Consider the following 19,767-nt stretch of genomic DNA (forward strand, 5'->3'; position numbering starts at 1 on the left):
AGTTAACATTGACACCTGGAATGTAAGTTTTTCGAATGATTCGTTTTATAGGTGCGTGTAATCGGAAGTGCTGGAAACTTGACTATATGTGAAAAAGAAATTATTTGTCGTAAAGATATTTCGATTTTATTAACAGATAGAAATACCAGCTAATCCCTGTCGGTATTTCTCGGACTCGAATTATCTTTTGTCAAAAGAATACTAGGAAGCTTGGGGGGCGGCTAAATTTTTGTGCCGATTGGACTCCAGGAACTCTTTGATTGGCAAGCGATAGTTTCTGCTAACCTTTACTTTCGCGCCACTGGTCAAGGTGAGAAAATATTCTCCTTTGGTAAGAACCTTAATGTGCTCAATAAAGTTAAGGTTTACCAGTGTGGAGCGGTGAATACGTTTGAAGTTCTTAGGACACAATTTTTTCTGTAAGTCTTTAATAGTGCTACGCATAACATGTGTCTCTCCTTTTACATGTACGCACATATAATCCCCGGCGGCATCAATCCACTCAATATCCTGCTGGCTCACCATAGTGATACTACCGCGGTCTTTGATGGCCAACCGGTTGGAAGCGTTTTGAGGCAGAGTAGCCCCTCTGTGGGCGTTACCCTGGTTTACAGTATCGTCAATGGAGCGCATCAGCCGGTTTTTCTCTGTCTGATGGCTATGTTTAGTAGAGGTATTCACCAGTTGTAGACGTTGCCGAGCCCGTTCCAGGGCTGTGCGGAGACGCTTACCATCTAACGGCTTGAGTATATAATCTACTGCGTGGACTTCGAAGGCTTTGAGAGCGTATTGATCAAAAGCAGTGGCGAATATAATTTGGGGCATAATGTCTCCCTGCAGGTTATAAACTACATCGAAGCCATTCATTCCCGGCATTTGCACATCCAGCACCAGCAAGTCGGGAGTGTGATCGGATACTGCTTGCAGCGCTTCTCTGCCATTTCGGCAGCAGGCAACAATTTTTATATCGGAAAACTCCTCAAGCATGCTTTTTAACAGCCGGAGGGCCAGGGGTTCATCATCCACTAGCACGACGGTGTAATTATTCATAGGGCTTCTCCCTGTGTCTGGTTTATGGGGGAGGTGGAAATTTCCAGCGGGATATCAATATGCACCATCATCCCGCAACCGGTCTTTTGGAACTGCTTTATTTGGAAGTCTTGTGGATAGAGGCTGGAGAGTCTCTCGCGCACGTTCTTTAATCCAACGCCGGTAGAGGTTGTGTGGCCGTTCTGCTGCTCTGGAGAATCATTCGAGCAGCCTGAATCATTGACTTTCAGTACTAGGCGGTTACCCGACCGGTGGGCGCGAATTGCTATAGTTCCACCTTTTTCATTGGGGGCAATAGCGTATTTAACTGAGTTTTCGACCAAAGGCTGCAGTAGCATACTGGGAACCCGGGCTTTGCGGACTTCTTCATCAATAGCGATATCTACACTGAGCCGATCGACAAACCGGGTCTTCTCAATTTCCAGGTAGAGTAGAACGGCTTCAATTTCCCTTTCTAATTCTACTTTTTGCATTGGCCCTTCTTTTAGGGATAGGCGCAGGAAGTCGCTTAGCCGGATTACCATCTCCCGGGCTTCGTCGGCTTGCTGAAAGCGAATTAAGGCATTAATGGAGTTCAGGGTGTTAAAAAGGAAGTGAGGGTTCAATTGATAACGTAGCATCGTCAGTTGGGCTTCGTTGGCAATAGCTTCCGCCCGGAGTCTACGCAGCTGCTCGCGTTCGTTGACTGCAGCTACATCAAGCATTTTCCTGTGCTCATCCTGCAGGAGCATATAGTATTTCACTCCACAGTACAGGGCGCTCCAGAATAAAAACACAAAGAGTGAGGCGTAATACCAACCCCCGAATTCGGACCAGATAGAATGCTCACCGCTCAGTCGGATATAAGCCTCCATTCGTACCAGTGTCCATATGCCTGAAATTACCGCTACAGCGAGCAGGTAGATGACGGTTCGTACCGCGAGCTCCGAGTCCCAAGCTATATCAAAAATGGGCCTGAGAAATAGCGACAATACAAAAGCAACTGCGCATTGGAACACGGTGTTTGCTGGTTCAAATTTCGGCCATTCAGAAGGGGAGTGCCATAATGTGAGTGAGAGAAATGTAACCAGCAGGATGCCGGCCCAGCTGACCAACTGTAACTTCCAAAACCAGCGAGTCGACTGAACATCAGCGTTAAGTTCTATAGTTTGACGGGGGGAGTACTGCATGATGTCCCGTTTATTTAGTATTGTGAAAATGACGGGATAGGCGCTGATTATTGCGCTTATTATTATCCAATAGATACTACCTTGGCTTGGCGGGCCCCGCCATAGCTGGTGAGCGCCAGCTTTCCGGCTTACCTTTTAATTGGTCCTACTTGTCGCTTTTTGGGGTGATTAGTCAAGTAACTTTCGGCAATCTGGGTCCATAAGGCAAATATACGTGTTGAATGATATTTTTACTGGTTAATACCCTAAGCCCGTTAACCATTTTTAATGGTGATGCGATATTTTAGATTGGAATCAAGGACAAAAGAAGAAAGTCGATGACTGGAATAGGCCATTCTGCTGCATTAATTTTCCCTGTTTATCCTTAAGCGACTAAAAAGGGTTTAGGATAAACAGTTTCATTGCCGATATATAAAGAAGAGATTTGGGGATTGGTTTCTAATGAGCCAGATGTTGCCCGGGTCGAGGCTTCCCTCGAACGATATGGCTGTAAATGGTATTGGTGCTTCGGAACAATCTGCCGTGGCTCCAGGTCCTTTCAATTTGGCCGCCTTGACTTCACTGTTTTTACTTTGGGGCTTTATCACTGGTCTAAATGATGTACTGGTGCCCCACTTCAAAAATGTTTTTGAGCTGAGCTATACCCGCGCAGTACTGGTTCAATTTTATTTTTTTGCTGCCTATTTCCTGGTATCCGTTCCAGCAGGCCTACTATTACGGCGGGTAGGTTACCAGTTAGGGTTAGTACTGGGCTTGTTAGTAGCTTGCGCGGGTTGCCTGATATTTATTCCTGCTGCGCGCCTCCAGATCTATGAAGTTTTCCTGCTGGGATTATTTGTGCTGGCTTCAGGCATTACAGTACTTCAGGTGTCGGCAAATCCCTATGTTATTGCCCTCGGACACAGTAGCACGGCACCCAGTCGATTAAACCTTACCCAGGCATTCAACTCTTTGGGTACCACGTTGGCACCTATAGTTGGCGGAGCTGTTTTTTTTACCGCTTTTTCCATCACTTCTGATCCGGATACAGTGGTTACTCTGACTGACTTCCGTGCGCGGGAGGCAGCCCTGGTAGAGAAGCCATATTTTTGGCTGGCAGTTATCTTGTTGCTGCTTGTGGCTTTCTTTTCCTGGATACGCCTGCCCGTTATTCCAGGGCATCAATTAGCTCCCGGGGCTGAGGCTAATAAAAGTGATGTTTTCTCTATATGGCGCTTTCCGAGATTGACGTTGGGTGCGGTGGCGATTTTTGCCTATGTTGGAGCTGAGGTGGCTATAGGCAGTTTCCTGGTCAGTTTTTTTGGCGAGCCCTCAGTTGCGGAAATGCGCCCCTTAGAGGCTGCACACTTTGTCTCCTATTACTGGGGAGGTGCCATGTTAGGTCGTTTTGCCGGCGCTTTGTTATTGCGATATATACCCGCGAACAAAATGCTTGCAGTCTGTGGGTTAGGGTCGGTTGTTCTGATTGTAGCGGCAATGCTTTTCTCCGGGCTGGTGGCAGTTTGGGCGATTGTTGCTGTAGGTCTGTGTAACTCTATTATGTTTCCAACCATTTTCAGCCTCGCTCTTCGTGGTTTAGGTAGGCATACCAGCCAGGGCAGTGGTGTGTTGTGTATGGCCATTGTCGGAGGAGCGATGATTCCGCTTATGCAGGGTGTCCTGGCTGATAATGCTGGTATTCAACTTTCATTTTTAGTGCCGATGTTGTGCTATTGCTACATCGTTTACTACGGTGCTTTTTCTCCAACTTTACGTGGCGCGGCAGTGGAATAGGGTATGTCTATATTTCCACTTTGTCCGTATTTTGAACCAGTCCATCGGATTTCTATTGGCGCTTCAGGTCAAGTATTGCACTTTGGTTGAATTCATCCTTTTCAGGCGGTTTCTGGTTAGAGTGGGTTGTTAAAAGTTGTCAGATATTTACCTGTTTGTATTTTGGACATTCTGTAATTATCCAGAGCCGATAAATTTATAAAAGTAATAAAATTAGCCTGTTTCCAATTTTCTAAAATTGAGCTTGAAGCCCGCAATACCAGTGGGTAGCTGGAAAATAGTAGCTGGTTAACAAGATAGGAAAACTTGGGAGTTATCTGTGAAATTTAGTAAAAATTTTTCACTGGGTATTGTGCTCTGTGCGTCAGTATTTGCTGGTTGCCAACAGCAGAATAATGAGAGCCAGGCAAGAAAAGGTGAATCCCTGGTAAGTGATGGCGGTGGCAATCTCGAGAACTGGCCTGTACTTGCACCAGCGTTCATACGTGATGAAAAACTGGAAGCGCGTATTAATGAAATAATGTCTCGCATGTCTCTGGAGGAAAAAGTAGGCCAGTTAATTCAGGCGGAAATTCGCCATGTAACCCCAGAAGATGTGAAGAACTATCACTTGGGCTCGGTACTCAATGGTGGCGGTGCCTTCCCGAACAATGACAAGTTTGCTACTCCCCAGGATTGGCTGGCACTCTCGGATGCTTTCTTTGAGGCGTCTATGGACACCTCCGATGGCGGTGTCGCTATTCCTCTGATTTGGGGTTCCGATGCGGTTCACGGTCACAATAATGTAATTGGCGCTACCCTGTTTCCTCACAATATTGGCTTAGGTGCTGCCCGGGATCCAGATTTGATCGAGCGTATCGGTCGTGCGACAGCTCGCGAGGTCGCTGTTACTGGAATTGACTGGACCTTTGCACCAACAGTTGCAGTTGTTCGCGATGATCGCTGGGGACGAACTTACGAAAGCTACTCTGAAGATCCTGTGCTAGTTGCCGATTATGCGAAAGCTATGGTTAATGGGCTACAAGGAATAAAAAGCAGCGTGGGTTTTTTGCGCGGTGAGAACCTGGTAGCCACTGCCAAGCACTTTGTCGGTGATGGTGGTACTACCCGAGGAATAGACCGGGGTGATAATGCGGTACCCGAGCGTGAACTGGCTGAGGTGCACGCGGCTGGTTACCTGACGGCGCTCCCCGCGGGTGTGCAGACTGTGATGGCTTCTTTTAACAGTTGGAATGGTGAGAAGTTGCATGGCCACAAGTATCTGCTGACAGATGTCCTGAAAGGGCGTTTGGGCTTTGATGGCTTTGTTGTAGGCGACTGGAATGGCCACAGCTTTGTGCCAGGTTGTACCTTGGAGAGCTGTGCCGCAGCAATTAATGCCGGTCTGGATATGTTTATGGTTCCGGCAGACTGGAAAGCGCTCTACAAGAATACGCTTACTCAAGCCAAGAGCGGTGAAATTCAGCCTGAGCGTCTAGAAGATGCGGTGCGTCGTATCTTGCGAGTGAAGCTTCGCGCAGGCCTATTTGAGCGTAACATGCCGTTGGCTGGTAAAGGTGGCATTTTAGGAAATAATGAGCATCGCGCGATTGCCCGGGAGGCGGTGCGCAAATCTCTGGTGTTGTTAAAAAACAATGAACAGCTACTGCCGTTGGCTGCCAACCAGAATGTGCTCGTGGTGGGAGACGGGGCGGACAACCTTTCCAAGCAAAGTGGTGGTTGGACTATCTCCTGGCAGGGAACTGGAAATACCCGAGCTGATTTTCCCGGAGCAACCTCGATTTATGAAGGGATTGCTTTGGCAGTAAAAGCGGCTGGTGGTGAAGCTATCCTGAGTGTGGATGGATCTTTCGGGGCTGATACCTTTGCAAATGGCAAGCCACCTGGAGTAGCGATCGTCGTTTATGGTGAGGATCCCTATGCAGAGTGGCACGGAGATATCACCAATATTGAATACCAGCGCGGCGGTAAAAAAGATTTGGCACTACTGAAAAAACTTCGTGAGCAAGAAGTGTCGATAGTCAGTGTTTTCTTGTCTGGACGTCCACTATGGGTGAATAAGGAGCTAAATGTGTCAGATGCCTTTGTAGCGGCGTGGTTGCCGGGCTCAGAGGGCGCGGGTGTAGCAGATGTATTGTTCAGGGGAGAAAATGGTGAGGTGCGCTATGACTTTACTGGCAAACTACCTTTTAGCTGGCCTGTGTATATTAACCAAGCCGTTCTCAATCCTTACCAGGAACACTATGAGCCACTTTTCTCGTTGGGTTATGGTTTAACAGCTAGAGAGGAGTCTCTGGTGAGTAATGAATTGCCTGAAGTCAGTGAAAATTTTGCTGGGGGAGTCCTTGAAGATGCCTGGTTAATGGTTTCCCGTCCCAGGGCTCCCTGGGTATTGAATATCGTTGAAAGGGATTCCAAGACAGTTCCAGTCACGGGTAATTACGCAGCTAGTGACGATGATGAAAATGTCGTTGTTACCTCAATTGACATGTCCTCTCAGGAGGATGCCCGTCTGATCAAGTGGAAAGGTTTACGTCCTGGAGCCGTAGAGTTGTCTGCAGAATATATGCAGAACCTGAATATTTACCTGGAGGAAAAATCTGCTCTTAGCCTAAATATCCGGGTTGACCGGGAGGTGAAAAAGCCGGTATTTGCCGGGATGACTTGTGGTGAGGGCTGTATTGCCAAGGTACCTTTACATTCTGCCTTGAAAACCATGCCTCTGAAAGACTGGACTCGTATCTCTGTGGACCTGCAGTGTTTTGCTAATGCGGGCGCTGACTTTGGAAAAATTTTCAGTGTTTTCCGCTTGGAAAGTGAAGGCGCTATGGAAATTGCGGTGGCCAATGTGAAATTGATTCCAGAAGCGGCAAAAACTGCAACTGTTCAGTGTAAAAGTTAATAGCGAGATATTTGAGGGGGTCAAGTAGGTTCAATAAAATGGACTGGTTCAGGCCAAATCTGAACTACTACAAATAAAAGCTTGATTCCCTTCAGAGATTTTGAAAGCCCGCATTCAACTCTGAGGTGCATCACCCTCTAGGCCGCTGTAGCACTCGCATTGTCTTCCATAATCTGTCGAGGAGTTTTATAACCTCAGTGGTTCAACCATGGAAGATGCACTTTACGAAATTGAATCAACAATTAAATTTGTCAAAGTAACCTTGGGGAGCCGATCCCCAGAGTAAACAACCATCCTTGACAATTTTTCCTGCTAGCCCATTAACCTCCTAAATGCCGTCAAGGCTTTCAGGAAAGCTTTTTCATGTTCTCCAGCTACAAGGAGTATCAGTAAGTCCCTGAGTCAGGGGCGCGTCAGCGCCCCAGGAACATCGGGTTACCACCCTGTGAGAGTGATCAATTGCAGGTTGCAGGACCAATTTCCTCCCAAACTGTGGATGCACCAGGTTCGTCACCCTGGGTCCACCACTTGGCACGGTAACGGGCATCGCCGTGATTTACTTCGTCCCCACCGTTGTAACTGGTCGTTGCATTCCATGGCATTTCGACTTCACTGACCAGTATCCAGTCAGCTGCAGTTATCCCCGGCTCCATCTGGGTCCAGTACTTGGCCTGCCAAACGAGATTCTGATGGCTTACCTGGTCACCGCCCAGGTAAGTGCCCCCCATTTGCCAGGCAGGGTAATTATCTGCGTTGGGGTCGGACTGGTTGCAGCTATCCCCTGTATCGGTCACATTCACCTGCACTGCGGCAGAGACACTGGTGAAGCCATCGCTGACGGTCACTGTCGCGGTGAAAGCAGTATTCGCTTGAACCTGGGGTGCAGTGAAGGTAGCACTGGCACTATCGCCATTGGCTACAGTAAGACCCGGTGCATTCCAGTTGTAAGTAAGCGTATCGCCATTGGGGTCACTAGCATTGGCAGTAACACTGACACTCCCTCCTTCAGCAACAGAGACACTGCCTGGGACGGAAACGACGGGGGGCGCATTATCTCCCTCTGGTAGCAGAGTCACTAAGACATTATCGGTATTCGATAACTCACCATCGCTCACAGTGAGTTCAAATTCCAACTGCGTCTCCATAGTAACCTGCGGAGCGGTAAACTCTGGAGAAGCACTATCCGTACCCTGTAGGGGTACTGTGGGGGTACCGATCTGAGTCCAGGAGTAGGTCAAAACATCACCATCTGGATCACTGGAAGCACTACCATTCAAAGTCACTGAAGTACCGCTCACCACAGACTGATCAACTCCCGCATTGGCTGACGGTGCTCGATTGGCCATGCCATCATCGTGGCCCAGGCTCTCATGCATGGCATTGAGTATGTCACCGTTGTCTGCATCAATTTCCCAGGCAAACAAACCTGCGAGACCATTGCTTCGTGCGTAAGTACCTTTTTGCATGACGGAGGTGACATTGTCATAGGTAATCAGGTCACCGGTATCAGCCTTGAAGATATAGGCGCCCTGAGCAGTACTGTCGTAGTGCTCCTGCCACTCACCGCTGGCAATCTTCCCGGCAATATCACGGTAGTCCACAATGCCGGCTTCCCAGGTGCCTGGAGTCGCTCCGGTCGCTGTTCCTGTCAGGTGATCAGCACCCGTCCAACCGGTAACCCCGGTCCAACCGCGACCATACATTGCAGTACCCAACACCAGCTTTGACGGTGGTACACCTGCGCCGATCAATGTCTGGATACCGGAATGAGCATTGTAGTCATCTGTCGGATTCCAGCTCGGAGCATAAATCGCCGTCTGATGCCCAAGAGTCTCGTTACTCCAGGCTCCGTAGAAGTCATAGGCCATCAAAAACAGATAATCCATGTACTGTTCGACATTCGAGTAATCGACATCTTCGATCTTGTCAGCCCCAGCACCAATAGCAGAAGTGAGCTCGTACTCACGGCCGGTTTCCTGCTCGAGCTGGTCCAGCATTGCGCGCAGTTCTTTCATCAGTAAGCGGTAAGTTTCACCATCGGTATTGGGATCGCCAAGATTAGGGTTCGCGCCCTGGCCACCAGGGTACTCCCAATCAATGTCCACACCGTCAAAGAATTTCCAGGTACGCAGAAACTCCTCTACTGAATCCACAAAGCGGGTACGAAGTTCAGGATCATCAAAGAAGTAGAATGGATCGGATAGGGTCCATCCACCGATCGACGGTAGTACCTTGATATCTGGATAGGCCTGCTTCAACGCCATCAACTGGCCGAAGTTACCCTTGTAGGGATCGGACCAGCTGTGCCCTGCTTGTGATTTCTGCAGTGCCGCAAATGGGTCGTGAATAGCAACTTTGAAATCTTCCCGCCCAGAACAAGAGCGCTGTAGTGCCTGGAAGCTGCCTTCAATGTCCTTGAGGCTGTCGTTGATGCCGTCGCCGCCGCAAATAGGAATAAAGCCGTACAAGATATGGGTGAGGTTATAGGCTGGGATTTTGTCAACCGGGAACTTTCGACCGTACACACCCCACTCTACAAAGTAAGCACCCACAACAGATCCGCTGGTATTAGTGTAAGGCTGGTTATTCTCTCCATCATTGAGCACGATTGGGTCCAAGTGGCTCCCGTCAGTATCAGCTACGACGATGTCAGTTACTTCTGAACTGCTGCAACCGGAGAAGTTACATAGGGCGACCTGCAGTTCGTATCGGCCTCCTTCAGTGATCTGCAATGTGGCAGTTCCGCTCTGGTTGCCGGCGCCATTTACTGGCTGCTCGAATACAACTTGTCCATCGAGCAGATACTGTGCAGTGTCGGCATCGTCGCCTGAAAATTTGGACCAGGACACAGGTATTTCAGCCTGGTCTTTGATGGTCACCAGCTGCTCGTAGGCGGTAGCTGTGTCGTCAACTTCAATAATGGCAAAGCGGGTTTCCATATTGTTAATGGCGGGTACACCGGGGACTGCGAGTGCGGTCGAACTGACTAAAGCAAATATCAATGGAGTTTGCGACCAGGTCAGGAATTTAGGCGTTTGCATAGGGTTTACCTTGAGCAAGTTATTTTTATTGTTGGCCATCGGCAGTTAGGTGATGCGATTGCCAAAATGACACCGCTGTCAAAATATCATCGCTTATGGGGAGTCGCAATGCAGAAAGGGATGAATTGCCACGGGGTAAAGAGAATTCGAATGAAAGTGCCGCCATTGGAGGTGATATGAGACCTGTATCACGAAAAAAACGGAACTTTACGAGAAGATGACTGAGGCAAGACATTGCGCCTTTTCCCAGGGGGGGAGGTTTGATCAACCCGGATCAAGGGGAGAAAACGAGGAGTACTGGTGGGCGACTTTTCTGCATCGAGCAGGAGCTTTACCGGTGGTGATCGTTACGGTTCACCGACCAGCTTGCCAGCCGGTAAGGGAGGTGCAGGAATAACAAAGTTAAGGAACCTCTGATTAACGAAGCATTTTTCTAGAATTAAGCTGAATCACTTATAAAACTCACTTTTTTACGCGCAAACGCTTAATTTTCGCGTACTAGCTCCCTGATTTTTCACCAGAAGTCCTCAATAGGCGAATCACGGGCGCCCCCCCTAGGCAGCCAAGTATTTTTTCCCTATTAGTAAGTAAGTGAAGCCTGCGAACAAGCACAGCCGCTCAGTATTTTTTACCAGTCCTCGATAGCGGACCTTGTCATAACCCAATACCCGCTTGATGTAGCGAAAGGGGTGCTCGACCTTCGCTCTTATCTGCGCCTTGATCTTTTCCGCAAGGCGCGACTGTGGAACTAAAGTGTCCATTTCTTCAAGGAATTTTTCCCTACGGGTCTTGCGGCGCTTATTCAGAGGTTCCTTAAATCAATATCTAATATGGCATAACAACGTCAGTTCGAACTGTTTACGAATATCTTAAGCTCTGTGGAGGGGGTACGCTAAAGAAATCTGCCTAACAGGCCTGTGAGCAAAACACAATTCCTGCATGAATTAATTTAATATGTAGTGTAAATGCTCATAAAAAATAAAAGCATGATTATGTTGGAGGTTGGTAATCTTCTGTTTGTGTATGTTAATCGTTCCTACTCAAACCATTACTTTCCAAGCAGAAGATTACACCTGATTTTGTGATCGGACACCGGGTAACAGCGGGGGTGCCTATAAAAACGATCACGTAGATATAGAAATTACTAAAGATCGTGGCGACGGCTTCAATGTTGGCTGGATTGATCAGGGAGAGTGGCTTGCCTACAAAAATTTACAAATACCCAGCACAGGAAACTACAAAGTTCATATGCGTGTTTCCAGTCCCTCAGGTGCCACAGTATCTGTTGATTTAAACGGTGTGCAATGTATTGGATCGAGCCGTCACCCCCAATACCGGCCGTTGGCTGGCAGAAATGGCTGACTATCGAATTCACCGCCAAAATAGAGGCGGGTAATTATAATTTACGCGTTTATGCAGAGTTTGGAGGTTGGAGTTTCAATTGGATCGAAATAATTGCCATAGACTTTAAGAGTCTTGTGTCGGCCGACGAGCTCAATAGTACCGATAGCAGCAGCTGGAGTTTCTAAACCAATTATGGTGGTTGCGAGATACAGTATTACACTAACGGGCAGAATGTGACGATTCAATATGATCGCGCTGTGGGTTGTAAGGTACTGGCAATCGAAGCCGGATAAGAGGAGCACAACAATTAGAATTGCTGATAGGGGCCGTGACCTTCAACTCCTTTTCCAGTGGAATGGTGGGGGTGGCGACGACGGAATATCGTCGGCTTAATGAAGGTGAAGTCAGTAAAGGAATTTGCTTCTGTTGAGGTGGGTTAGTGGTTTAACGGTTATGGTGGGTCCTCACTTTCTGCCCGGGTAGGTATACTGTTGCGGATTTTACTTCCAGGCTTTCCTGTCAGTGACAATTTCAACTTACCAAAAACGGCTACCAGAGCTTATCCAAGCTTCGCTGCAGTGCTATCCCGCACAGGGGCGTCTTTGGGTGGGGTTCTCTGGTGGCCTCGACTCCACTGTGCTTCTTCACGTATTGCATAAATGTGAGATTCCGGTGCTGGCTGTGCATGTACACCATGGTCTTAGTGAAAGCGCGGACAGCTGGCAGGCCCATTGTCAGGCATTTTCCAATGGGCTAAATATCCCTTTTACAGCGCTTCGCGTGGCAGTAGATAAGAAGGGTGGTGGGCTTGAGCAGGGCGCACGCCTGGCCCGTTATCGTGCCTTTGGCGATGTCATGTCCCCAGGTGATCAAATTTTGCTCGGTCATCATGGGGATGATCAGGCGGAGACCTTCTTGCTTCGCTTACTGCGAGGTGCCGGTGTGCTCGGGCTTGCTGGTATGGCCAAATGGCGCCCATTGGGGAGTGGCGCATCCCTGCTTAGACCTCTGCTTAAGGTTGGTCGGGCTGAACTGGAGGATTGGGCCCGGGAGCATAACCTCAGTTGGATTGATGATGAAAGCAACAGTGATGAAGGCCTGGATCGCAATTTCTTACGTCATCGCATCATGGCTCCGCTTGGTGAGCGCTGGTCGGTTAGGCAGAGGGTTGCTCAGGCTGTGGATAACCTCAGGGAATCCGTCGAGCTGTTACAGGAGTTGGCACTTGCTGACCTGAATACATGTGACCTAAAGCGAGAGCGTTTAGGCGAAAGCCTGTCCCTGAAAGTATTTTCCGCCTTGAGTATGGCGAGACGTAAGAACCTGTTGCGATACTGGGTTCAACGCCAGGGGGGGATGCCACCAGAATCTGTCTCGCTGCAAGAGGCTCTGGCGCAAGTGAGTGGTGCAGCACAGGACGCCCAGTTGGTTGTGCATTTGGGGGGGCAGGTAGTGAGGCGATATCAAGACCGGCTTTACCTGACCCCGAAGCTGGCTCCTCTATCTTCCTGTAAGAATACTCTTTTGGCTTGGGATGGTATTTCCAGCCTTGCGCTGCCAGGAGGGACGGTATTGGAGCCGGTGACAGGGTGGCCGCAGGCAGATTACCTGGTGCGCTATCGCAGCGGTGGAGAACGCGCACTGCCAATAGATCGTACCCATTCCCAAACTCTCAAAAAGATTCTGCAAGAGCGGGGCTTGGAACCCTGGCTGCGCGACAGGGTGCCACTGGTATACAGGGGAGAGGAGTTGGTGGCTGTTGCCGGGCTCTTTTCCTGTAAAGTAAATAGCGATATCCCCGATCGGCCTCCAAGCTGGCGGTTTTTCGATTGAGTGGGAAGGGGTTTTCTGCTACTCTGGCGCCCCGTCTCAAAGGCACCGGGAGAAGCTGGATTATCCGCCCGGGCCAGCCCTGTAAGCTCGACATTCATCGAGCGCTCAACTGACCAAGGTTTTGCATGACGCGCTATATTTTTGTAACTGGTGGCGTGGTTTCCTCGTTGGGGAAAGGTATCGCCTCCGCCTCTCTGGCCGCCATTCTCGAGGCCCGCGGCCTCAAGGTTACCATCCTAAAACTGGACCCTTACATCAACGTAGACCCAGGTACCATGAGCCCCTTCCAGCACGGTGAGGTGTATGTCACCGAGGATGGTGCCGAGACTGACCTGGACCTGGGTCACTATGAACGCTTTATCCGTACCCGGATGTCCAAGCGTAACAACTTCACCACCGGCCGTGTGTACGAGACCGTACTGCGTAAAGAACGTCGTGGTGACTACCTGGGTGGTACCGTACAGGTGATCCCCCACATTACCGACGAGATCAAACGCCGCGTCGTGGAAGGTGGCCGCGATGTCGACGTCGCTATTGTTGAAATCGGTGGCACCGTAGGTGATATCGAATCCCAACCGTTCCTGGAATCTGTGCGTCAGCTGCGTGTGGAAATGGGCACCAACCGCGCCCTGTTGATCCACCTGAGCTATGTGCCTTTTCTTGCCACTGCTGGTGAAACCAAGACCAAGCCGACCCAGCACTCTGTTAAAGAGTTGCGTTCTATCGGCTTGCAGCCGGATATTCTGCTGTGCCGTTCCGAGCGCGAGATCGATGAGGACTCCCGCCGCAAGATTGCACTGTTCACCAATGTTGAAGAGCGCGCTGTGGTACCGCTGCCCGATGCCAAGACCATCTATGGCGTACCGCGTCTTCTGCACAGTTACGGCCTCGACGATATCGTTGTGGAAAAGCTGCAGCTGGAATGCCAGGCTCCAGACCTGTCCGAGTGGGACCAAGTGGTCGATGGCAAGCTGAACCCACAGCACGAAGTGAAAATTGCCATGGTTGGCAAATACATGGAGTTGCTGGATGCCTATAAGTCCCTGATCGAGTCCCTGACCCATGCGGGTATCAAGCATCGCTGCAAAGTGGATATCGACTTTATCAACGCTGAAGACGTTGAGGGCGAGAACGGTATTGACCTGATCAAGGGTGCCGATGCAATCCTGGTTCCCGGTGGATTTGGTGAGCGCGGTTTAGAGGGCAAGCTTGAATCTGTTCGCTACGCCCGTGAAAACAATATTCCTTACCTGGGCATCTGCCTCGGTTTACAATCTGTGGTTATCGAGTTCGCGCGCAATGTGCTCGGCCTCGAAGGTGCCAACAGTACTGAATTCAATACTAAAACCCCGCACCCTGTTATCGGCCTGATCACAGAGTGGATCGATAGCGAAGGCAATATCGAGACGCGCGATGAGCAGTCCGATCTGGGCGGCACCATGCGCCTGGGCGGCCAGGAATGTCGCCTGGCTAAAGACACCAAGGCCCGCGATATCTACGGTGCAGACGTCATCGTAGAGCGCCACCGCCACCGCTACGAAGTGAACAACAACTACGTTGATCGCCTGCAGCAAGCCGGTTTGAAAATTGGCGGCTGGTCTGCAGACGATACCCTGGTAGAAATGGTTGAATTGCCGAACCATCCCTGGTTCGTTGCTTGCCAGTTCCACCCGGAATTTACTTCAACCCCGCGCGACGGCCATCCGCTGTTCGAAAGCTTTGTTGCCGCGGCAATGAAGCAGCGTGAAAACCAGGGTTAATCAGTAATTCCATCCCCGGCGCCTGTGGCTGGGGGTGAGATGACAGGGAGCTGACAGTGAAAACCATTGAAGTCGGAAATATTCAGGTCGCCAACGATAAGCCTTTTGTGCTGTTTGGCGGTATGAATGTACTGGAATCCCGCGACCTGGCGATGCAGGTGGCAGAGCACTATGTAAAAGTCACTGAAAAACTGGGTATTCCCTATGTTTTTAAAGCGTCTTTTGACAAGGCCAATCGCTCTTCCATCAACTCTTATCGCGGACCGGGAATGGAAGAAGGCCTGAAGATTTTTCAGGAAATCAAAGACACCTTTAAGGTCCCCTTGATTACCGATGTCCACGAAGTACACCAGGCTGCTCCGGTTGCCGAAGTCGTGGATATTATCCAGCTGCCGGCCTTCCTGGCCCGTCAGACTGACTTGGTCGCCGCTATGGCAGCGACTGGTGCAGTGATCAACGTCAAAAAGCCCCAGTTTATGAGCCCGCCGCAAGTTAAAAATGTGGTGGAGAAATTTGCTGAGTGCGGCAACGAAAATATTCTTTTGTGTGAGCGCGGTGCCTGCTTTGGCTACGACAACCTGGTTGTCGATATGCTGGGCTTTAGCACCATGATCAATGCCTCCGGCGGTGCGCCGCTGATTTTTGATGTTACCCACTCACTGCAAATGCGCGATCCTTCCGGCGCAGCCTCCGGTGGTCGCCGTGCACAGGTCACTGAGCTGGGCCGCGCAGGTTTGGCTATCGGGATTGCCGGCCTGTTCCTGGAAGCACATCCGAATCCAGACAAAGCATTGTGTGATGGCCCCAGTGCATTGCCATTAGAGAAGCTGGAGCCATTCCTGGCGCAGATGAAAGCGGTAGATGACCTGATCAAAGGTTTTGAGCCGCTGGATACGAAATAAAAAAGAGAGTTTTTTGCGCGCCCTGATCGGGCGCGCGGCACTTTCCCCTCTGCTATTTAGCTTTAGTGCTGTAGCAAAAGTGCATAACGTCTGATTTACGAAAACCTATTTTCAGTAAGTACCAATACGGAGCCCATTGTAAATGAGCAAGATTGTCGCTGTTAAAGCCTTTGAAGTAATGGATTCTCGCGGTAACCCTACCGTTGAAGCCGATGTAATCCTGGAAGACGGTTCCATTGGCTCCGCCTGTGCTCCTTCTGGTGCCTCTACTGGTTCTCGTGAAGCTCTGGAATTACGCGATGGTGATAAGAGCCGTTACCTGGGCAAAGGTGTATTAAAGGCGGTTGAAAATATCAACACCACTATCGCCGATCTGCTCAAAGGTATGGACGCAACTGATCAGCGCACCCTGGATAAAGCGATGATCGATGCCGATGGTACTGAAAACAAAGCCAAGCTGGGTGCCAATGCTATCCTGGCTGTTTCCCTGGCGGCAGCCAAGGCCGCTGCAGCCTCCAAGAAAATTCCACTGTATCAGCATATTGCTGAGGTGAACGGCACCCCCGGTCAATACTCTATGCCGGTGCCGATGATGAATATTCTCAACGGTGGTGAGCACGCTGATAACAATGTGGATATCCAGGAATTTATGGTTCAGCCCGTTAAAGCTGAATCTTTTGCCGAAGCCCTGCGTCAAGGTGCTGAGATCTTCCACTCCCTGAAAAAAGTACTGTCTAGCAACAGCCTGAATACGGCAGTTGGCGATGAAGGTGGCTTTGCTCCGAATCTGCCTTCCAACGAAGCAGCTTTGAAAGTCATTGCTGAAGCGGTAGAAAAAGCCGGTTACACCCTGGGCGATGACATCACCCTGGCTTTGGACTGCGCTTCTTCCGAGTTCTACAAAGATGGCAAGTACGACCTGTCCGGTGAAGGTAAGCAATTCGATAGCGAAGGTTTTGCCAGCTACTTGGCCGAGCTTTCCGCAAACTACCCAATCCTGTCTATTGAAGACGGTATGGACGAAAGCGATTGGGACGGCTGGAAAGTGCTCACCGACAAAATTGGTGACAAAGTACAGCTGGTAGGCGACGATCTGTTCGTAACCAACACCAAGATCCTGAAAGAAGGTATCGAGAAAGGCGTGGGTAACTCTATCCTGATCAAGTTCAACCAGATCGGCTCCCTATCTGAGACTCTGGACGCGATCAAAATGGCAAAAGATGCCGGCTACACCGCAGTGATATCCCACCGTTCCGGTGAAACCGAAGATACCACCATCGCCGACCTGGCTGTTGCTACTGCTGCTGGCCAAATCAAGACGGGCTCCCTGTGTCGCTCCGACCGCGTAGCCAAGTACAACCGTCTGCTGCGTATTGAAGCTGAGCTGAACGGTGCCGCTCCTTACCGTGGCCGTGCTGAATTTAAATAATCAATATTTGAATCGCACATTGATATTGCAGAGGACTTCCTCTGCAATATCTATAATACGAACAAGCGAAATATCGTAATCTCGTATGAAATGGCTGCTGGCAATTCTCACTATCATTCTGCTTACCACCCAATATCGACTTTGGGTTGGTGGAGGCAGTCTCGCCGAAGTTACCCGTCTTAAACGACAACTCGACCAGCAACAGGAAAAAAATGCTGCTCTCGCTCGGGAAAATCGTCAGCTATTGAGGGAAGTAAGGAGCCTCAAAGTGGGCACCGATGGTGTTGAGGCTAAAGCACGCTATGACCTGGGACTCATAAAAGAGGGGGAAACCCTTTTTATCTTCCTGGATTCGGAAGAGGGTAAAAAGTGATTACAGATTATTGGGTGATTGTACCCGCTGCGGGAATTGGCAAACGCATGGGCGCGGATCGGCCAAAGCAATATCTGCCTTTGCTTGGGCAACCCCTGTTATCCCTAACCTTACGTAATATTTTAAGTTGGCCCGGGCTCGCTGGAATTGTCGTAGCCCTTTCTGGTGATGATCAACTCTTCCAGCACTTGAGGGAAGCGGAGCATCCATTCGTGCACACTGTTACCGGTGGTGCTGAGCGTTCTGATTCTGTTCTTGCTGCATTAGAGTTTCTTTCTGAACGGGAATTGGCTGATACCCCTGTGCTGGTTCACGATGCTGCACGCCCCTGCGTGACCCTGGATGACATTAGCGCACTTCTGGATGAGAGTGTTTCCCCTATGGCTCTCCTGGCAAGACCTGCCAGTGATACGGTAAAGCGCGGTCATGAATCCAGTGGTGTGCCCTGTGTGGAGCAAACTCTTGACCGCACACAGATATGGTTGGCACAGACACCCCAGCGCGCCCCATTGGGAGTGTTGTATTCCTGTCTTAATCGCGCGCTGGAGCAAGGTGAAGCGGTGACGGATGAGGCGAGTGCACTTGAGACTTTTGGCCACTCGCCGCAACTTGTTGAGGGGCAGGGCGATAACATTAAAGTGACCCATCCTTCGGACATCATGGTAGCTGAGGCCATACTCCGCCTGCGTTATGCACCCACTGAGGATAAACGATAGTGAGTTTTCGAATTGGTCAGGGCTTTGATGTACATGCATTCTGCCCTGGCGATCATGTTGTGCTTGGTGGGGTAAAAATTCCCCATACGTTTGGCTTACAGGCCCATTCAGATGGGGATGTGCTTTTACACGCCCTAGCAGATGCTCTACTTGGAGCTCTGGCCCTTGGAGATATTGGTTACCACTTTCCTGATACGGATAAACGCTATGCGGGTGCTGATAGTCGCACATTGCTGCGGCATGTCCTGTCCTTGGTTAATAGTAAGGGTTATCGTTTGGTGAATGTGGATACCACCCTGATTGCCCAGGCCCCCAAGATGGCACCATATATCCAGTCCATGCGAGAAAATATTGCCGGGGATTGTGATGTGGATGTTGAGAGCATCAGTGTAAAAGCCACAACCACTGAAAAGCTTGGTTTCACTGGGCGTGGAGAGGGAATTGCTGCTCAGGCTGTGGTATTGCTAGAGAATAGCCATGCCTGAGGCCTGGAACCTAAATTGGCCCCGGGCTTTGGGAGGGGCAGAAATCTCCGCAGATTTCCGTACTGAGCCGGAAGACTTTGTTGTCGATGAGTTGGCCTTTCCAGAACCCTGTGATGATGGCGAGCACGTATACCTGCACATCCGGAAGCGAGGTGCCAACACTGCCTGGGTTTCGAAACAATTGGCCAAACTCGCCGGCGTACGTCAACTGGATGTCAGCTATTTTGGTTTGAAAGATCGGCATGCAGTTACCACCCAGTGGTTTAGCGTGTGGCTTGGACAAAAACCTGAGGCCGATTGGTTGCAGATTAATGGTGATGAGGTTTCTTTACTGCAGACATTTCGCGGTGCCCGCAAGCTACGTCGCGGCGAACATGCCGGTAACCGATTCAAAATTCGCCTGCGCAATATTCGGGGAGATCGCCAAGCTGCAGACAAGGTTCTGGAGCAGGTTAGGGAGGGTATACCGAATTATTTTGGTGAACAGCGCTTTGGTGTTTCTGGCGGTAACCTGGATCTGGCGCGCCAATTGGCGGAAGAAGAAGGTCGATGCCGCAAAAGTGAGAAAGTCTTTGCCATGTCGGCAGCGCGCAGTTGGTTGTTCAACCAGGTTCTGGCGGAGAGGGTTAATTCAAAAAGCTGGTTCAAGTGCCTTGATGGGGAGCCAGAGGCCACTCCCAGTGGTCCCTTGTGGGGGCGCGGACGCAACCCAACTGTAGGTATTGCAGGTGAGCTTGAGGAAAGGGTTCTTGGAGAATGGCAACCCTGGTGCAACTGGCTGGAACATTGTGGCCTAAAGCAGGAGCGTAGACCGCTGGTATTACGTCCGGAGGCTTTTCGCTACCAGTGGTGTGGCGATAACCTGGAACTTGAATTTGCTCTTCCACCAGGCGCGTTCGCAACCGCCTTGCTGAGGGAAGTCGCCAATCTGGTCAATGTGAACTCGGGCACATAAAATTCAGTAATGGAAGCGACGGCTGCGATACAGGG

Annotated in this window: 15 protein-coding genes and 1 pseudogene; 12 read left to right on the forward strand and 4 right to left on the reverse strand. The window is 50.1% G+C overall.

The annotated features are described in order from the left end of the window. Window positions 1–201: 201 nt before the first annotated feature. Together G367_RS0103555 and G367_RS0103560 are read right to left on the reverse strand one after the other, a co-directional pair. Complete coding sequence (locus tag G367_RS0103555) at window positions 202–1,050, reverse strand: LytR/AlgR family response regulator transcription factor (protein ID WP_020411722.1); 849 nt, start codon at window positions 1,048–1,050, stop codon at window positions 202–204. Continuing rightward, a complete protein-coding gene (locus G367_RS0103560; protein ID WP_020411723.1) occupies window positions 1,047–2,219 on the reverse strand; it encodes a sensor histidine kinase in 1,173 nt (390 codons plus the stop codon). Before G367_RS0103560 ends, G367_RS0103555 begins: the two co-directional genes overlap by 4 nt. 441 nt (window positions 2,220–2,660) lie before the next feature. Here G367_RS0103560 and G367_RS0103565 point away from each other — a divergent pair, with 441 nt between their 5' ends. Together G367_RS0103565 and G367_RS0103570 are read left to right on the forward strand one after the other, a co-directional pair. Then, a complete protein-coding gene (locus G367_RS0103565; RefSeq protein ID WP_020411724.1) occupies window positions 2,661–3,992 on the forward strand; it encodes a sugar MFS transporter in 1,332 nt (443 codons plus the stop codon). A 319-nt stretch (window positions 3,993–4,311) separates the two neighbouring features. After that, window positions 4,312–6,894, forward strand: coding sequence for a glycoside hydrolase family 3 protein (locus G367_RS0103570; protein WP_020411725.1), 2,583 nt, complete (start codon window positions 4,312–4,314; stop codon window positions 6,892–6,894). Between the two features lie 455 nt (window positions 6,895–7,349). On the opposite strand, the gene G367_RS0103575 is transcribed toward G367_RS0103570, so the two are convergent. Further along, the gene (locus tag G367_RS0103575) at window positions 7,350–9,935 is read right to left on the reverse strand and encodes a glycosyl hydrolase family 18 protein (RefSeq protein WP_051089467.1); all 2,586 of its coding nucleotides are present in this window, start codon (window positions 9,933–9,935) and stop codon (window positions 7,350–7,352) included. Between the two features lie 217 nt (window positions 9,936–10,152). Here G367_RS0103575 and G367_RS25960 point away from each other — a divergent pair, with 217 nt between their 5' ends. Next, window positions 10,153–10,332: a hypothetical protein gene (locus G367_RS25960; protein ID WP_157533316.1), complete on the forward strand. Its 180-nt coding sequence runs from the start codon at window positions 10,153–10,155 to the stop codon at window positions 10,330–10,332. A gap of 157 nt (window positions 10,333–10,489) precedes the next feature. Here the strand turns inward: G367_RS25960 and G367_RS0103580 are convergent, their stop codons facing one another. After that, on the reverse strand, window positions 10,490–10,696 hold the full coding sequence (locus G367_RS0103580; RefSeq protein ID WP_020411727.1) for a transposase: 207 nt from the start codon (window positions 10,694–10,696) through the stop codon (window positions 10,490–10,492). A 370-nt stretch (window positions 10,697–11,066) separates the two neighbouring features. Here G367_RS0103580 and G367_RS27050 point away from each other — a divergent pair. The 9 genes and pseudogenes from G367_RS27050 to truD all read left to right on the forward strand — a co-directional run. Continuing rightward, window positions 11,067–11,297, forward strand: a pseudogene (locus G367_RS27050) (carbohydrate-binding protein); the annotation flags it as partial. 504 nt (window positions 11,298–11,801) lie between these two features. Then, window positions 11,802–13,112, forward strand: coding sequence for a tRNA lysidine(34) synthetase TilS (gene tilS / locus G367_RS23005; protein WP_245556649.1), 1,311 nt, complete (start codon window positions 11,802–11,804; stop codon window positions 13,110–13,112). A 125-nt stretch (window positions 13,113–13,237) separates the two neighbouring features. Next, window positions 13,238–14,872 carry a CTP synthase gene (locus G367_RS0103595; RefSeq protein ID WP_020411729.1) on the forward strand — a complete coding sequence of 545 codons (1,635 nt, stop codon included), beginning with the start codon at window positions 13,238–13,240 and terminating at the stop codon, window positions 14,870–14,872. A gap of 56 nt (window positions 14,873–14,928) precedes the next feature. After that, window positions 14,929–15,774: a 3-deoxy-8-phosphooctulonate synthase gene (gene kdsA, locus G367_RS0103600; protein ID WP_020411730.1), complete on the forward strand. Its 846-nt coding sequence runs from the start codon at window positions 14,929–14,931 to the stop codon at window positions 15,772–15,774. Window positions 15,775–15,916: 142 nt separating this feature from the next. Then, window positions 15,917–17,203, forward strand: coding sequence for a phosphopyruvate hydratase (gene eno, locus G367_RS0103605; protein WP_020411731.1), 1,287 nt, complete (start codon window positions 15,917–15,919; stop codon window positions 17,201–17,203). Window positions 17,204–17,288: 85 nt separating this feature from the next. Continuing rightward, a complete protein-coding gene (locus tag G367_RS0103610) occupies window positions 17,289–17,576 on the forward strand; it encodes an FtsB family cell division protein (protein ID WP_020411732.1) in 288 nt (95 codons plus the stop codon). After that, a complete protein-coding gene (gene ispD, locus G367_RS0103615; protein WP_020411733.1) occupies window positions 17,573–18,292 on the forward strand; it encodes a 2-C-methyl-D-erythritol 4-phosphate cytidylyltransferase in 720 nt (239 codons plus the stop codon). Before G367_RS0103610 ends, ispD begins: the two co-directional genes overlap by 4 nt. Then, on the forward strand, window positions 18,292–18,777 hold the full coding sequence (gene ispF, locus G367_RS0103620; RefSeq protein ID WP_020411734.1) for a 2-C-methyl-D-erythritol 2,4-cyclodiphosphate synthase: 486 nt from the start codon (window positions 18,292–18,294) through the stop codon (window positions 18,775–18,777). The genes ispD and ispF overlap by 1 nt, the downstream gene beginning before the upstream one ends. After that, window positions 18,770–19,732, forward strand: a complete 963-nt coding sequence (gene truD, locus G367_RS0103625) for a tRNA pseudouridine(13) synthase TruD (protein ID WP_020411735.1) — start codon at window positions 18,770–18,772, stop codon at window positions 19,730–19,732. The genes ispF and truD overlap by 8 nt, the downstream gene beginning before the upstream one ends. Window positions 19,733–19,767: the final 35 nt, after the last annotated feature.

Origin of the sequence: Microbulbifer variabilis ATCC 700307 (genome assembly GCF_000380565.1) — a bacterium.
GTDB classification, from domain to species: domain Bacteria; phylum Pseudomonadota; class Gammaproteobacteria; order Pseudomonadales; family Cellvibrionaceae; genus Microbulbifer; species Microbulbifer variabilis.

Coding starts and splice junctions, on each gene's coding strand:
- G367_RS25960 (WP_157533316.1), top strand. CDS start 10,153: ATGACTGAGGCAAGACATTGCGCCTTTTCCCAGGGGGGGAGGTTTGAT.
- G367_RS0103565 (WP_020411724.1), top strand. CDS start 2,661: ATGAGCCAGATGTTGCCCGGGTCGAGGCTTCCCTCGAACGATATGGCT.
- G367_RS0103560 (WP_020411723.1), bottom strand. CDS start 2,219: ATGCAGTACTCCCCCCGTCAAACTATAGAACTTAACGCTGATGTTCAG.
- G367_RS0103575 (WP_051089467.1), bottom strand. CDS start 9,935: ATGCAAACGCCTAAATTCCTGACCTGGTCGCAAACTCCATTGATATTT.
- truD (WP_020411735.1), top strand. CDS start 18,770: ATGCCTGAGGCCTGGAACCTAAATTGGCCCCGGGCTTTGGGAGGGGCA.
- G367_RS0103610 (WP_020411732.1), top strand. CDS start 17,289: ATGAAATGGCTGCTGGCAATTCTCACTATCATTCTGCTTACCACCCAA.
- G367_RS0103595 (WP_020411729.1), top strand. CDS start 13,238: ATGACGCGCTATATTTTTGTAACTGGTGGCGTGGTTTCCTCGTTGGGG.
- G367_RS0103555 (WP_020411722.1), bottom strand. CDS start 1,050: ATGAATAATTACACCGTCGTGCTAGTGGATGATGAACCCCTGGCCCTC.
- G367_RS0103580 (WP_020411727.1), bottom strand. CDS start 10,696: ATGGACACTTTAGTTCCACAGTCGCGCCTTGCGGAAAAGATCAAGGCG.
- eno (WP_020411731.1), top strand. CDS start 15,917: ATGAGCAAGATTGTCGCTGTTAAAGCCTTTGAAGTAATGGATTCTCGC.